The sequence below is a fragment of the Brevibacterium sp. UMB1308A genome (genome assembly GCF_030230605.1).
Classification (GTDB): Bacteria; Actinomycetota; Actinomycetes; order Actinomycetales; family Brevibacteriaceae; genus Brevibacterium.
This window is the reverse complement of the sequence record NZ_JASPDO010000009.1, coordinates 1-14,361: the sequence shown is the minus strand read 5'-3', so window position 1 is coordinate 14,361 and position 14,361 is coordinate 1. Positions and strand designations below refer to the sequence as shown.

Genomic DNA, 14,361 nt, shown 5'->3' with positions numbered 1-14,361 from the left:
TATCCCGTCAGTGTTTAGTTCTGCTGCTGGCTGCGAGCTGGCGGTTTGTTCATGGGTTCTGGCGTGAACAACCACACAACACTTGCCAGCAGACAGAACGCGCCAGCCACGGCGAAAGCCACCGCGTAAGACACGTTTTGGGCAAGAGCAGCGGTGGCGATTGGACCCACGATTGAACCGAAGTCCATGGCCATTTGGAAACGTGAAAGCACTTTGCCGGACGGGCGTTCACTGCCGACGACATCGGCGATTGCGGCTTGCTGAGCGGGCATGATGAGTCCGGCACCCATACCGGCAACCGTGGACAGGGCCAGGAACATGGGCAGGTTGGGCCAGACACCTAGTAGCAGGGTGGCGATTCCCATGACGGCGAAACCGGCGGATACAAATGGGACGCGGCCGTAGGTGTCGGCGAATCGGGATGAGGCGTTGATGGCGATTGCGTTGCCCAGCGCGAAGAACGTGAGAGCTAGCCCGGCTGCCTCAGGGCCCACGTTGAGAACGCTCAGGGCGAACAGCGGGTAGATCGCAACGCGGATCCCCATGGCTGACCACCCGGAGACAGTGGCACCGAGGAGGGCGGCGCGGTAGGCCGGCACCTGCCACGCTTCGCGTACACGCATGGGTGCCAAAGTGGGGCTGGAGGTGTCACGCTGGGAGGTGTCGTCTGGGGACACAGTGGCGCGCACCTCGGCACGGGCAACCCGGGTAGAACTCGCCAGCTTTACATGCACGACGGCGGCCGCAATCACGAGCCCGGTGCCGTAAATGATGAAGGGAACCTTGAGCCCAAAACCGGCCAACAGACCGCCCACAATGGGCCCGGCGATGTTGCCGATAAGGAACGAAGTGGCGTAGAGGCCAGTGGCTCGGGCGCGGGCGTGAGGCGGGGCGAGTTTCACGATGATGGCCATGGCCGACACCGTGAACATGGTGGAGCCCAGTCCACCCAGGCCGCGGAAGATGAGGAGTTGCCAGTAGGTCTGCGCAAACGCTACGGCGTAGGTTGAGGCGGCCACAATGAGCAGGCCGGTGACGTAGATGGGGCGTTCGCCCAGGCGGTTTACCAGGGAACCGCCGGCCGGGGCGGACACTAAGCGGAAGAATGCGAACGCGCTGACAACAACGGCGGCGGCAGTTTCGCCCACGTTGAACGAGCTTGCAAACTGCGGCAAGACCGGCGCGATGATTCCGTAACCAATAGCCACGATGAACGCGGCAATGACCATGACCCAGATGTCAGCTGGGATGGCAGTTTTGGGTTGCTTCTGTGTCATTGGATCCAATCTGCCCACTGTTTGCGTGCCTGCGCCAATTTAGGATCGATGACGAATGAGCAGTACCCGTTACCGGGGTTACGGGTGTAGAAGTCCTGGTGAACGTTGTCTGCAGGGAAGAACGTGCTCAGTGGTTCGAGTGTGGTCACGATTGGTCGGTCGTAAAACTGTTGGGCCTGGTCGATAGCGTGCTGGAAGCGCTCTTTTTGTTCCTGATCCTGGTAGAACATGGCAGACCGGTACTGGGTGCCCACGTCGTGGCCCTGCCGGTTGAGGCTGGTGGGGTCGTGAGTGGTGAAAAACATGCCCAAGATGACGTGTTCGGGAATCGTGTCTGGGTCGTAGGTGACTGCGACGGCCTCAGCGTGGCCCGTGGTGCCTGAGCACACCTGATGATAGGTGGGGTTGTCCACGTGACCGCCGATGTACCCGGATACCGCATCGATGACGCCACGGGCGCGGCGCACCACGGCGTCGAAGCACCAGAAACATCCGTTCGCCAAGGTGATGGTGCGGTGGTGGGTGTGTGGCTGAGACTTCTGTTGGTTCTGCGGTTGAGCTTGGGTCATTGGGTGCGCTCCTCATCGAATTCGCTGATGAACTCAACTACGCCAGCACGGTATGCGCTTATCCATTCGGACAGCGTGGGCGATTCTTCGTCAAATTCGGCGAGTGACAAGGCGGATGCGTGGCCTTCGTGCACCTCAAGGTTCAGACGGTGTTCAACACCGCTGAAGCTGGCGCGGGCGTAGACGGGGTAGGTCTGTGTGCGCGGGGTAATCACACTGACGTCTGCATCTGATGGAAGTGTGAGTTCAATACAGCAGTCGTCGAGGAACTTTAGCGGGTCTTGGTCCGACGAGGCATAGATGGTCGCACGCAAGACCGGGATCTGAGTGGCAAGCGCCTGGGCTGCGCCCGGTGTGAGGTTGAGTTCAGGGTGGGCAAAACCGGTGAGAAAGTCGCGGAGATCACTGGGTAAGTCACGTTCGTAGCCCTCGCCTGCGACGGCCATCCATCCGAAGTCACTCTCTTGCCGTTCTTCCCACGCCGCAAACGCTCGCAGCGCAATGAACGCTGCCAGGCCGGTTGCCACCTCGGGAGCGGGGATACCCCACGCGCGCAGGCGCCGGTCCACAGCCTTGTCGAGGCGGTCGGAGAGCCCCCAGGTGGCGTAGGTGAGGGTGGCCGTGGCTGTGCCAAGACCTGCGATGGTGCCACCTGAGATGCGGCAGACATCCCGGGTGTTGAGCGCGTAACCGGCGGCTACGAGCCCTGTAGCCAGTGACGTGCCTAACCGCAGCGCGGGCTGGTACTTGGCGGGCACGTGATGAGTGCGGACCGCGGACAGCCCCGCGGTGGCGAGGTCTAGAACGCGACCGAGTGCGCGCGACGGCGGAACGTTGTCGGGAATGTATGTGGTCATGGAGTGTCTTTCGGCTTACAGGGCTGGTGGGGCGGCAGGCTGGCGGCTTACAGGGCTGGCGGGGCTGGCAGCTCGAAGCCCAGAGCGGCGGCTGCCTGTTGTGTGGTGGGTTGGTTCCACCAGCGGGCGACTTGTTCGTGGGTGGCCAGGGAGCGCATTTCGGCTTTGTCGAGGTAGAGGATGCCGTCGAGGTGGTCGGTTTCGTGCGCGATGATGCGCCCGGCCCAGCCGGTGATGTCCTTGGTGATGGTGGTGCCTTGGTGGTCGTGCGCGGTGAGGGTGATGGTGCGCGGGCGGGCCACGACGGCTTGGTAGCCGGGGATGGAGAGGCACCCTTCGTAGAAGGCGACGAGTTGGTCGGTGGCCGGCTGGTAGGTGGGGTTGATAAGTGCGGTGAACGGCAGGGGTGTGCGTTCGCGGGCTGCCGCATGTTCGGCCGAGGTGGTGCCCGGGTCTTCGCACACGGCCAGCCTGAGGCTGATGCCGATTTGCGGGGCGGCGAGCCCCACACCGGGGGCTGCGAGCATGGTGGTGCGCATGGCGGTGAGCAGTTCCAGCAAGGTGGAGTCGTCGATCTGGCCGTCGAAGCGCGCGGTGGTGGCGCGCAGAACAGGGTCACCTGCAGTGACGATGGGAATGACGCCGTCGTTGTGCGCGGCCGCGGTCAGGGCCCGGTCGACTTGTTCGCGGATGGTCTGCGCCGAGATCTCGTTGCCCTGACTTCCGTCATTGGAGCGTGGCTGAGTCATGGAAGTGTTCACGGGTGTAACTCTACTTGTGTTGAGCAAAGAACGTTTGAGACGCTGGGGAAGCATGGCTGTTGTTTCTTTGGAACAACGAGTTTCTTTTGCCACGCACGTGGCATGACCCTGTCTACTTCTTGGATTCCGGAGTCAGTATGTGAGCGCCTTTGCAGAAAAAACCGTCTCACTCAAAAGCAACTTACATCCCTGATCGGGTTTCTAACTGGAACGCACGATGCCGGTAAAGCGACAACAGCATTCAGCGACCAGATTGCGAACGTCCCCGAACTTGAGTGGTTAGCAAACCAAGCTCGGCGCGCTATGTCACACGACGGTTCCGCCCCTTTTGTGAACCCTGCCTTTAAACCACCACACAGTTTGGCTTCTGACGCCATTCTCAGACGGGAGCTCGCCCGCATTTTCCCTGAGGCTGAGTACACAGCGATCTGCACTCTCACCTCTGCAGCTGGCGCTCATCATGGCCGCCCCAGCGAACTACCCATGCATGACGGCCCGCTAGGTGGTGAACGCCTCACTACCGTTAACCAGTACCTTGACCGTCATGGCCCAGTGTGGGCACAGGCGTGGAGCGAACTCGTCGTGGACATCCTCGAACGCACACAGGCAACTTCGACGCTTTCACAGGTCCTGAACCAAGGCGGTTTAGACATCACCGACCAGATGCTTTTGGCCGGGCTTGTAAGCATTGCAGACTGGATCGCGTCGAACCAAGAGCTGTTCGAACTTACCGAAAGTGGGTGTCACACATCAGACCAGTCACGCGCAGGCGATGCTCTGGAACAGCTTGCGTTAACTCCGCCGTGGAGAGCAAAACGCGACGCCGTGCCACCATTTGAACGACGGTTTGGGTGGCCCCAAGGCTCTCGTCTGCGTGCGTGTCAGCAGGTCGCAGTTGAAGCAGCGATGGAACAAACGGGACCCGCGCTATTCATCATTTGTGACGAAATGGGGCGAGGGAAGACTGAGGCCGCGCTACTCGTAGCTGAAATTTCAGCGGGGCGTACGGGCGCAGGTGGAACTGCCTTCGCTTTGCCTAGCCAAGTGACCTCAAATGCAATGTTGCCCCGCATTACTCACTGGGTGGAGTCGCTGGATCAAGAGTCACCACATTCTCTTCGCCTCATGCACTCAAACGCACATTTGAGCCCTGAGTTTGAGTCGCTCATCCATCGCACACGTGCGATTAGCGACGGGACCGACCATGATGACGTGATTGCCCATCAATGGTTCAGCGGGCGTAAAGGGCTACTTTCTGAATTTACTGTTTCGACGGTAGATCAAGTCCTCATGCTGGCGCTCCAAAGCAGGTACGTCGCACTCAGGCATTTTGGACTTGCAGGAAAAGTCGTCATCATTGACGAGGTTCACTCGTATGACCACTACACGCGCTCATACCTGGAGAAAACCCTCACATGGCTCGCAGCTCACGGAACCAGCGTCATCTTGTTATCGGCGACCCTCGCGTCGTCAGTTCAGTCTGAATTTGAGAAAGCTTATGCGGAAGGAGTCGCACAGAAAAAGCCCACGCAGGGCAAACGGGTCAAACGAAAGGTTGAACTGCCCCAACCGACTGAAACGTTCACTTTCCCATCAGTTTCCGTCACCTCACAGGCTGGCACAAAACGTATGCCCGTCGAGGCTGAAAAGAAGTCGAGAGAGGTACGCCTGACGAGCGTTGAAGACTCATTGGCGGATTTGCAGTCTGCGCTTTCCACCCGGCTAAGAGACGGAGGTGTTGTGGGAGTTGTGTGCAACACCGTCTCTAGGGCACAACAAGCGTTCTCTGCGCTCAGGAAGGAATACGGCGAAGATGTCGTATTGCTTCATTCGCAACTTACCGTCGCCGAAAGATCGAGCCTTGAACGCCAACTTGTAAACGACCTCGGTAAAAACGGGCGCAGGCAACCTTCTGACGCACAAACTCAACGGCCTTTCCGGCGCCTCGTGGTTGGCACACAGGTGTTAGAGCAGTCTCTTGACGTCGACTTCGACCTGCTCGTTTCAGACTTCGCGCCGGTTGATCTGTTAGCCCAACGTGCTGGACGACTCCATCGTCATGGGAGACCTGCGCACGACCGGCCCCCGGCCTTGCGAGAACCCGAAATGCTAGTACGAGGGCTCAACCGCGGTGGAATTTCGTCTGCCATCGTTCCAGATTTCGAATCAGGTGCAGAGAAAATTTATGGGCAGTATTTGCTCCTCGCCACGGCCGCTGTTCTGCGTACTCACGTTAATGGCTCCCCTTGGTGCATTAGGCACGACCTTTATCCGAAAATTGAAGCTGTCTATACGCATACACCAGACATTCCAGAAGTGTGGGCCACTCGTTTTGAAGAAGCCAAGAAAGCGTACGACCACGATAAGAAGGCAGCACGAGTACGCGCGGAAAAGTTTCAGATGCCGACTCCGCGGAAAGCTGGGGCCGACCTGACACAAGCGCTTGGCTCTGCTAGCAAGCTCGATGCTGATCGAGATCAACGTAAAGCCGTCGCAAGTGTGCGCGATATCCAGCCCACGCTGGAAGCAATCCTGCTTTGGGAAAACGACGGATACATCTACCCGTTGCCATGGCTGCTCGACGACGAAACAGAACTGGTGCCACTAAGCGAAACCCAACTGCCACCCCGGAAAATATCCCGTCTGCTCGCCGAATCAGTAGTCAAGATTCCGTACTGGCTTGTACCCGAGTGGTCGATAGATCCTGCGATTGACGAATTAGAGGCACAAGGCATTGCGGCGTGGCAAGACGATTTTCGTCTGAGAGGCCAGCTATTACTGCGCGTCGGACATGATTTCAGCGGACAACTCTTGGGCCGAAGCTTCTTTTATCTACCTGCTATTGGATTTGTCCAACCTGATCACGTTCATGAGTTTGATTGTGTAACGCGAGCACCCGAAGGAGATTTCGATGACGAGCACCTTGACTATCCCTACGACTGCGGAGGCGATTTTTCATGAAACCGACGTTTAACCTGCTGGATGAGCCGTGGATAAAAGTGAGAACCCTGCACGGAGACTCCGAGGTCGTGGGCCTTAAAAAGTTCTTTAAGCGTTGCGACCAGTTCGCGACGTTCGATGGAGAGACGCCAACTCAAAACGTCGCTATTTTCCGTCTTCTCATGGCCATTTACATTCAAACGATCCGGCAGTTCGACGGATGGGCAGACCTTTCCGAAAAAGAACTGTGGGAAGCGGTCTATGACGACGACGAAATGGGTGACGAAGTTTGCGCATACCTAGAAGAACACCGCAACAGGTTCTGGCTGATTTCGCCAGACACCCCGTTCTACCAAGTAGCTGACCTCCACACGAAAAAGGGAGAGTACAAGTCAGCAGCAGAGCTCGTGCCTGACGCTGGTCCTTCTCTTTTTTCCACTCAAACACGTGAAACCGCCAATCAGCTCCCCCTTGATTTAGCAGCACGTTGGTTAGTACACCGGCAGGCTTATGACTTTTCTGGAATCAAGACAGGCGTCGAGGGTGACCCCCGGGTTAAGGGCGGAAGAGGTTACCCCATTGGCCCCGGGTGGGCTGGGAATTTAGGCCATACCTTGCTCACTGGGGCTACGCTCAAGGACCTTTTACTTCTTAACCTGCCAGTTAGCGCAATTTTCACCGATAACACATCCGCTATTACGCAAGATTTAGCACCGTGGGAAAGAGAACCAGATACGGCCTGCCCCCGCACAGAGGGTTTCATTGAACCCAACGGAGTCGTGGACATTCTCACGTGGCAACAGCGTCGCATCCGTCTTTTTCTGTCTATGGAAGGCACCACTGTGCATGAGGTAATCATCGCAAATGGTGACCGCATTAATCCGCAAAACTGTTTTCCTGAACCGTACTCCGCCCAGCGGTACTCAGCGAATAAGTCAAAAAAGGGTGTCGATGTCTACTTCGCGCGAGACTTGGACCCCGTTTTAACCGTGTGGAGCGGAGTACAAGCGACCTTGATGAGTGGCGGGCAACAGCAGAATGACAAGGTGGCGCCTGTCGTTGAACAGTTGAGAGGCGAGGTCGGAGCTGCGATAGGTGAGGCATATGTCGGCAAAATCGTGGGACTCTGGCTAGTGGGGATGACGTATGGAACGAACCGTTCGCTGTTTACAGATGAGATTTCAGAAATTTTGCCTATACACCTGGGATTGCTCACACACGACGGGCAACGCCTGCGCCAAAGTGCACTTGAAGCGATCGACGTCGTCTTCAAGCTTCGTGGCAATTTGAGGCGGTTCTACCGCGGTTTGAAGCGTAGCCTGGGTGGCTCTCGTAACAACGATGTCGAAGCTCCGCTAGGGGCGTGGATATCGCGACTGGAAACTGAGTTCACGCACTGGCTTTCGACCCTCAATCTTGGTTTTGACGCGGAAGAAGCACTCAAACGGTGGCTTGAAATTGTTAGAACAGTGACGCTTCAAACTGTCCGAACCGCAATTGAGGAAACCGGCCCAAGAGCAGCTATTGGAGTAGTTGTTACCGATGAAAACGGCAACGAAACACTTCACAATGCCGCACGGTACGAACTGTGGATTCGCGCAAGAATCCGAGAGCTTACACAAGTTGAAAAACCTCTAACGCAAAAGAATGAGGACTGATGAGAATGCAGCACCAGGATAAAGATGACTCTTTGCAGTCACGTGTCAGCGAACAGATCTACAAGTTACAGTCGCAATATCTGGCAGGAGTCCCCAGCGCACGCGGTTCACTTGCCGAGCTTCGCAAAGCCGTAGACGAAGAGCCGGGTATAAATCCACACGTCTGGTTTATGACTATGGAAGCTGTACCAGAGCGGTGGGCCGGGACTTCTGATACACCCACCTACAGCGAGCTGGCCGCGTTCACTGCACTAACGCTTTATGCCGTGCATCAGCGTGGAAAGAACGCTCCCATGCATGTGCCAGGAACACCGTTCGCAAAGGCCACGGGAGAGCTTGTTCGTCAGCGAACGGCATCCATGAAGAGGCGGTTTGATGCCGTTCTCACAGCCACAACATTTGATGCCCAGCGCTATCACCTTCGCTCGCTCGTTGGCCTTCTCAGCAGTGACGGCATCGGCTTCGACTACGGGCGTTTCGCTAACGACCTCGTACACCTACAGCGCACAGACAGCCGACCAGGTGTTCAGCGCGAATGGGGACGACAGTTCTACCAGTCCTACGCATTTACTCCAAAGAACGAATCTAAATAACAGAAGAAAAGAAAGGTACCTCAAAAATGACTACTTTTATCGACTTTCACGCACTCCAAACCCTCCCACCTTCAAACATCAACCGTGGAGAAGACGGCGCCCCCAAGAGCGCTGTTTTTGGTGGAAAACGCCGCCAAAGGATCTCTTCACAAGCACTAAAATCAGCACAACGCCGTGATTTCAAAGACTTGCTCGACGATTCACAGCTGGGCATCCGCACTAAGCAAATTGCCGCTGAGGTGGCAGACCGAGTTACTAAACTCAATCCAGATGTGAGTCTGAAAGATGCACAGAAACGGGCAGCCGACGCATTCAAAAAAGCAGGGTTGAAGCTAACGGTTCCCAAACCAAACGCGAAGAGCGACGACGAAGGCAGCGCTCCTACCGCCGAACAAACTGGTTACCTCGTTTTCATCGGCAATCACCAGCTCGACCGCCTCGCAGATGCCATTGTGAAGAAAAATGGGGAAGCATTCAGCAAAAAAGAGGTTGTGGAAATCATTAACACAGAGCACGCCGTCGACGTGTCCTTGTTTGGCCGCATGCTCGCTGAAGACGCTTCGCTTAACGTTGATGCTGCTGTCCAGACGGCACACGCGATTGGGGTTACCGAAGCTCAGCCAGACTTCGACTTCTTCATTGCGGTCGATGACGTAAGCGAGCGAGAAGAAGAAACCGGCGCAGGCATGATGGGCACCATCGAAATGATGTCGTCAACGTTCTACCGTTATTCAACATTGAATATTGACCAGCTCGTGCACAACCTCGGGGACGTCGAGGCGACACTGCGCGCAGTGGAAGCGTACGCCCACACCTTCATCCAGTCCCTTCCAGCTGGTTACCAGAATTCCTTTGCTGCACACACACTTCCGGATGTTGTGAGCGTAGCCGTGCGAAAGCGTCCGGTCAGTTATGTCAACGCTTTCGAACTTGCAATCAAACCCGACGGAGACGAAAGCACCGCGACAAAGGCTGGTCGTGCAATGGCCAAAGAAGCACAACAGGTCTCTGACCTATACGGTTACGTGCCAAGCCACTCGTGGTACATCGCACCTGACGCAACCAACGAAAGCCTGAACGACCTCGGCGAATCAACGAACTTTGAAGCACTTATCGCTGACGTTTCACAAACGGTTGCTGAGGTCCTTAACGACCGCGCTGGTGAGTAAGATGAAAACTCTTGTTCTCAACCTTAGTGGTCCACTGCAGTCGTGGGGGGTGGGATCACGGTTTAGTCGACGTTCGACCCAAACAGAGCCCAGCAAATCAGGTGTGCTTGGGCTGCTGGCGGCGGCCCAAGGGCGCCCCCGGGAAGCATCTCTTAACGACTTGGCAGCGCTTTCTCTGGCGGTACGTGTCGACATGCCTGGTGAGCTAGTCGAAGACTTCCACACGGCACGCGCACCGCGCTCCCAGGACTCGAACGTTTCGCGGCGTCACTACCGTTCTGATGCCGCTTATGTGGCAGCTGTTACGGGTAACGACGAACTTATACACGGCCTTTCAGATGCGCTCAGAGAACCCAAGTTTCCGCTTTATATGGGCCGGCGTTCATGCCCCGCACCCATAAACCTGGTAGGTGGAATCGTGGACAACGGAAATGCCGAGGAGGTCTTGCGTGACCTTTCCACGGCTCCGTGGCAAGCCTCTGAGCAGTACCGCAAGAATGCTCCTATGGAGGTTCGATTGCCGATTGCTCGTGATGCTCGTCCGGGTGAGATCGGTGAGTCAGTTTACGACGTTCCAGTGAGTTTTGATCCGCGCCATCGCAAGTATGACGCGCGAATAGTGGTGCGACCGGAGCCAGTGCTCGTACGCAACGACGTAGGCGTGAAGTACGCAGATCCGTTTTTCCAGACAGTGCAGGAGGCGTGATGTATTTCAGCAAAGTACTGATTAATCCTGAGCTGCGGAAGAGTCGCGCTATGCTGGCCGATCCACATATCACTCACGGGATGGCGACCAAAGCGGTTCCACCACACTTACAGAGCTCTGACGGTGGTCGAATCTTGTGGAGAATTGACCGCAATGACACCGAGACGGCACTGTATTTAGTTACCCCGGTACAGCCCAGGCTTGACCACATTGTGGAGCAAGTTGGGTGGCCTTCAGCCCCTGCCCAGACGACGGATTACGTCCGGTTCCTTGACAGTCTGACGCGTGGTCAGGAGTTTGCTTTTAAAGTGACATTGAATCCGGTGAAAGCGATCAGGGACGAGCAGGGCCAACGCCACAAGGTTCCGCATGTTTCAGTGAAGCACCAGATGCAGTGGTTTCTCGAACGTGTTGACGGGTGGGGTTTTCGAATCGCAAATTCTGCCGATGACGATCAGGACACCGCGGTGAGAGAAGAGTCGTCGCTGAGCGGCATCCCTGCGAATGTGAACATTGTGCGTCGTGAAGAACTGCGATTTAACCGGAAGAACGGGGAGAACGGCCGTGATCGCGTTGTGCATCGGGTAGCGACGTTTGAGGGTCTTCTTGAAGTCACTGATGCCGAACAGTTGAGGCACGCACTTTGTCACGGGATGGGGCGAGCTAAGGCGTACGGGTGTGGTCTTATGACATTGGCAGCGAGTAGCAATGGCTGAGATTGTTCCGCCTACAGTCAAGGAGCTTGGCAGAGTTCGTGATCGGTTGTCGTTTGTGTATGTCGAGCGGTGTGTTTTACATCGTGACTCGAACGCAGTTACTGCAACAAATCAGCAAGGCACCGTACACATACCGGCTGCAATGGTGGGGGCGCTGTTGATCGGACCTGGGGTTCGAGCGTCCCATGCAGCTGTGGCGTTGTTGGGTAGTTGCGGTGTCACTGTGGCGTGGATTGGGGAAGGGGCGGTCCGGTGCTATGCCACCGGCCGGCCTCTTGCCCGGTCATCGCGGATGCTTGAGGCTCAAGCACGAGCTTTTTCAAACCAGTCAGAACGTTTGCGGATCGCGCGACAAATGTACGAGTTGCGGTTTCCCGGCGAAGACGTCTCGGGACTCACTATGCAACAATTGCGAGGGCGTGAAGGTGCTCGAGTCCGTGCACTGTACCGCCAGGAGTCCGCTCGGACCGGTGTTGAGTGGGATAGGCGCGACTTCGACCCCACAGCATTCGACGCTGGGGACGACATTAACCGCGCACTTTCGGCTGCGAATGCATGTTTATACGGGACAGTTACGGCTGTCATAAACGCGTTGGGTATGACGCCTGGGCTGGGTTTTGTTCATGTAGGTAACACGCAGAGTTTTACTTATGACGTGGCTGACCTAGTGAAAGCTGAGACAAGCATTCCTGCTGCATTTGATGCTGTCGCGCTTGGCGACGGTCAACCCGACCGCACAGTAAGGGCGTTGCTTCGGGACCGTTTGGTGCGGGCTGGAGTGATGGACAGGCTCGTTAAAACTTTGCAGCTGTTGTTTTTAGAGGCCGGTGAAGTCGAAGACGAGCCAGAGTACTTCTACAACGATGAGCTGTCGATATGGTCTGGGCGAGGCGAACAGCGTTTGCCCAGTGGCGAGAATCATTGGGAGCGGTTCTCATGATTGTCATTGTGTTGTCGTCATGCCCAACCGGATTACGAGGCGATTTAACCAAGTGGGCGCTTGAAGTTTCAGCAGGCGTTTTCGTTGGCAACGTGAGTGCGCGAGTCAGGGAGCTGCTGTGGCAGCGGATCGAAGAAACAGCGGGCACCGGGCAAGCTCTCATGGTGTGGCCAGCGCAAAACGAGCAACGGTTGCAATTCAGAACAAAAGAACACAAATGGGAACCTGTCGACTTAGACGGGCTCACTTTTATGAGACGACCCGCACCAGAGTCCGGATACGGGCGAAAAACCATGCAAGGCGGTTGGAGCAAAGCGCGTGCCATTAGAAACGCGTCTAAGTACTCCAAGTATAGGTAGGTTTTTCTTCAGCCGAAAAGTGAATGAGCTAGGTATGCAATCCTGGTATCGTTGCTGATCAATTAGAGTGTTCCCCACGCCCGTGGGGATGAGCCCAGTTGGTGACACGACCAGGTTCACTTTTGGTAGTGTTCCCCACGCCCGTGGGGATGAGCCCCGCGTTCGACAACATGGACGTGCGATTAGCCGGTGTTCCCCACGCCCGTGGGGATGAGCCCTTCGCTTTCTTCTTGTTAAAACCCTGGTTTATGTGTTCCCCACGCCCGTGGGGATGAGCCAATCAGCACTATCACGGAGCGCTGTCACCTCAGGTGTTCCCCACGCCCGTGGGGATGAGCCCAACACTCGACTATCCAACCAGTGATCATTATGGTGTTCCCCACGCCCGTGGGGATGAGCCCACGTTTCGCCCCGGTGATCGGCGCTATCCACGGTGTTCCCCACGCCCGTGGGGATGAGCCCTCGCCAGCATCAACGAGGCCATCGACACGCTCGTGTTCCCCACGCCCGTGGGGATGAGCCCCATCGTTTCCGAGGCCGGTATGTACGAAGTCGGTGTTCCCCACGCCCGTGGGGATGAGCCCAGAAAGCCCTCGAAGAGCTAGCCGAGCTTGATGTGTTCCCCACGCCCGTGGGGATGAGCCCGCGGTGGCCCGTTTCCCGGACCGGATGGACGAGTGTTCCCCACGCCCGTGGGGATGAGCCCACGTGCCCGTTAGAGTCGACTCTGCGCCACAAGTGTTCCCCACGCCCGTGGGGATGAGCCGTGAGGTTTGAACACCTCGGCAAGCGGGCTAGAGTGTTCCCCACGCCCGTGGGGATGAGCCGACACCGCTATCGCTAGGGCTGTCCGTGAAGCTGTGTTCCCCACGCCCGTGGGGATGAGCCCGACAGACATCGACGTTCAGACCCTAGATTTCAGTGTTCCCCACGCCCGTGGGGATGAGCCCTGGGCCGTGAATGTAGATTCTTGCCGGGGTTGGTGTTCCCCACGCCCGTGGGGATGAGCCCGTCGGTTACGAAGGGTCGGCCAGGTTTTCTGACGTGTTCCCCACGCCCGTGGGGATGAGCCCACGCGCTATCTCGTCTCCCTCAGTACGCCAAGGTGTTCCCCACGCCCGTGGGGATGAGCCCTCAACAACAGCGTAACGCTCTATGACTGGGTAGTGTTCCCCACGCCCGTGGGGATGAGCCTACCGGCCCGCTTAAGCTCAGCGCGTAGCTTCCGTGTTCCCCACGCCCGTGGGGATGAGCCGGCCCAGCTGGCGAAAGACGGCACGGACAAGCTGTGTTCCCCACGCCCGTGGGGATGAGCCCGCTCTACTGGGAATCCCCGCTCGACCGTCCCAGTGTTCCCCACGCCCGTGGGGATGAGCCGCGTGGTCCCATTACACGGGGGTTTCGTTGCAAGTGTTCCCCACGCCCGTGGGGATGAGCCGGCATTAGCGACGCTGTTAAGGTGCTTGAAGCCGTGTTCCCCACGCCCGTGGGGATGAGCCGGCCACGACGGATGCCTCGCATCGTTGCTTGTGGTGTTCCCCACGCCCGTGGGGATGAGCCCGCCCAGACGATACCCTGCCAGATACGCTTCACGTGTTCCCCACGCCCGTGGGGATGAGCCGAATGTCAAGCGCGGTGCGCGTGGTGATGTCGTGTGTTCCCCACGCCCGTGGGGATGAGCCCTTTACTACGGGCCATTCGCGAAACTCAACAACGTGTTCCCCACGCCCGTGGGGATGAGCCCGTTACATTCATTTGTAGGTCCTCATCAGAGGATCTGGTCGCTGGTCCTGGTATGGCTTTTTTGCCCTGTCAT

The 14,361-nt window shown here is 57.2% G+C and carries 12 protein-coding genes and 1 CRISPR repeat array; of the genes, 8 read left to right on the top strand and 4 right to left on the bottom strand.

Annotation, left to right across the window (positions count from 1 at the left end; translation table 11 throughout):
• Positions 1 to 14: 14 nt before the first annotated feature.
• Genes QP868_RS05625 through QP868_RS05610 form a run of 4 tightly spaced genes read right to left on the bottom strand, consistent with a single transcriptional unit; the run spans position 15 to position 3,464 of the window.
• Positions 15 to 1,277: an MFS transporter gene (locus tag QP868_RS05625; RefSeq protein ID WP_284925632.1), complete on the bottom strand. Its 1,263-nt coding sequence runs from the start codon at positions 1,275 to 1,277 to the stop codon at positions 15 to 17.
• Positions 1,274 to 1,846: a peptide-methionine (S)-S-oxide reductase MsrA gene (gene msrA / locus QP868_RS05620; protein ID WP_284925631.1), complete on the bottom strand. Its 573-nt coding sequence runs from the start codon at positions 1,844 to 1,846 to the stop codon at positions 1,274 to 1,276. Before msrA ends, QP868_RS05625 begins: the two co-directional genes overlap by 4 nt.
• Positions 1,843 to 2,703: a hypothetical protein gene (locus tag QP868_RS05615; protein WP_284925630.1), complete on the bottom strand. Its 861-nt coding sequence runs from the start codon at positions 2,701 to 2,703 to the stop codon at positions 1,843 to 1,845. Before QP868_RS05615 ends, msrA begins: the two co-directional genes overlap by 4 nt.
• Positions 2,704 to 2,750: 47 nt before the next feature.
• Positions 2,751 to 3,464: a peptide deformylase gene (locus tag QP868_RS05610; RefSeq protein ID WP_284925629.1), complete on the bottom strand. Its 714-nt coding sequence runs from the start codon at positions 3,462 to 3,464 to the stop codon at positions 2,751 to 2,753.
• A 102-nt stretch (positions 3,465 to 3,566) separates the two neighbouring features.
• Here QP868_RS05610 and cas3 point away from each other — a divergent pair, with 102 nt between their 5' ends.
• From cas3 to cas2e, 8 genes are read left to right on the top strand one after another with little or no spacing between them, the layout of a single operon-like run.
• Positions 3,567 to 6,425 (top strand): CRISPR-associated helicase Cas3', encoded by a 2,859-nt coding sequence (gene cas3, locus QP868_RS05605; RefSeq protein ID WP_284925628.1) that lies wholly within the window; start codon positions 3,567 to 3,569, stop codon positions 6,423 to 6,425.
• A complete protein-coding gene (gene casA / locus QP868_RS05600; RefSeq protein WP_284925627.1) occupies positions 6,422 to 8,062 on the top strand; it encodes a type I-E CRISPR-associated protein Cse1/CasA in 1,641 nt (546 codons plus the stop codon). Before cas3 ends, casA begins: the two co-directional genes overlap by 4 nt.
• Positions 8,062 to 8,655 carry a type I-E CRISPR-associated protein Cse2/CasB gene (gene casB, locus QP868_RS05595; protein WP_284925626.1) on the top strand — a complete coding sequence of 198 codons (594 nt, stop codon included), beginning with the start codon at positions 8,062 to 8,064 and terminating at the stop codon, positions 8,653 to 8,655. The genes casA and casB overlap by 1 nt, the downstream gene beginning before the upstream one ends.
• 26 nt (positions 8,656 to 8,681) lie before the next feature.
• Complete coding sequence (cas7e, locus tag QP868_RS05590) at positions 8,682 to 9,824, top strand: type I-E CRISPR-associated protein Cas7/Cse4/CasC (protein WP_284925625.1); 1,143 nt, start codon at positions 8,682 to 8,684, stop codon at positions 9,822 to 9,824.
• A gap of 1 nt (position 9,825) precedes the next feature.
• Complete coding sequence (gene cas5e / locus QP868_RS05585; protein WP_284925624.1) at positions 9,826 to 10,530, top strand: type I-E CRISPR-associated protein Cas5/CasD; 705 nt, start codon at positions 9,826 to 9,828, stop codon at positions 10,528 to 10,530.
• On the top strand, positions 10,530 to 11,246 hold the full coding sequence (cas6e, locus tag QP868_RS05580; RefSeq protein WP_284925623.1) for a type I-E CRISPR-associated protein Cas6/Cse3/CasE: 717 nt from the start codon (positions 10,530 to 10,532) through the stop codon (positions 11,244 to 11,246). The genes cas5e and cas6e overlap by 1 nt, the downstream gene beginning before the upstream one ends.
• Positions 11,239 to 12,186, top strand: a complete 948-nt coding sequence (cas1e, locus tag QP868_RS05575; protein ID WP_284925622.1) for a type I-E CRISPR-associated endonuclease Cas1e — start codon at positions 11,239 to 11,241, stop codon at positions 12,184 to 12,186. The genes cas6e and cas1e overlap by 8 nt, the downstream gene beginning before the upstream one ends.
• Complete coding sequence (gene cas2e, locus QP868_RS05570; protein ID WP_102238436.1) at positions 12,183 to 12,545, top strand: type I-E CRISPR-associated endoribonuclease Cas2e; 363 nt, start codon at positions 12,183 to 12,185, stop codon at positions 12,543 to 12,545. The genes cas1e and cas2e overlap by 4 nt, the downstream gene beginning before the upstream one ends.
• A gap of 67 nt (positions 12,546 to 12,612) precedes the next feature.
• Positions 12,613 to 14,288: a CRISPR direct-repeat array (repeat unit 28 nt; unit sequence GTGTTCCCCACGCCCGTGGGGATGAGCC).
• Positions 14,289 to 14,361: the final 73 nt, after the last annotated feature.

Excerpts from the sequence above, each read along its gene's own strand:
- QP868_RS05625 (WP_284925632.1), bottom strand. The coding sequence starts at position 1,277 with ATGACACAGAAGCAACCCAAAACTGCCATCCCAGCTGACATCTGGGTC.
- casA (WP_284925627.1), top strand. The coding sequence starts at position 6,422 with ATGAAACCGACGTTTAACCTGCTGGATGAGCCGTGGATAAAAGTGAGA.
- casB (WP_284925626.1), top strand. The coding sequence starts at position 8,062 with ATGAGAATGCAGCACCAGGATAAAGATGACTCTTTGCAGTCACGTGTC.
- cas3 (WP_284925628.1), top strand. The coding sequence starts at position 3,567 with ATGACCCTGTCTACTTCTTGGATTCCGGAGTCAGTATGTGAGCGCCTT.
- cas5e (WP_284925624.1), top strand. The coding sequence starts at position 9,826 with ATGAAAACTCTTGTTCTCAACCTTAGTGGTCCACTGCAGTCGTGGGGG.
- cas2e (WP_102238436.1), top strand. The coding sequence starts at position 12,183 with ATGATTGTCATTGTGTTGTCGTCATGCCCAACCGGATTACGAGGCGAT.
- cas1e (WP_284925622.1), top strand. The coding sequence starts at position 11,239 with ATGGCTGAGATTGTTCCGCCTACAGTCAAGGAGCTTGGCAGAGTTCGT.
- cas6e (WP_284925623.1), top strand. The coding sequence starts at position 10,530 with ATGTATTTCAGCAAAGTACTGATTAATCCTGAGCTGCGGAAGAGTCGC.
- msrA (WP_284925631.1), bottom strand. The coding sequence starts at position 1,846 with ATGACCCAAGCTCAACCGCAGAACCAACAGAAGTCTCAGCCACACACC.
- cas7e (WP_284925625.1), top strand. The coding sequence starts at position 8,682 with ATGACTACTTTTATCGACTTTCACGCACTCCAAACCCTCCCACCTTCA.
- QP868_RS05615 (WP_284925630.1), bottom strand. The coding sequence starts at position 2,703 with ATGACCACATACATTCCCGACAACGTTCCGCCGTCGCGCGCACTCGGT.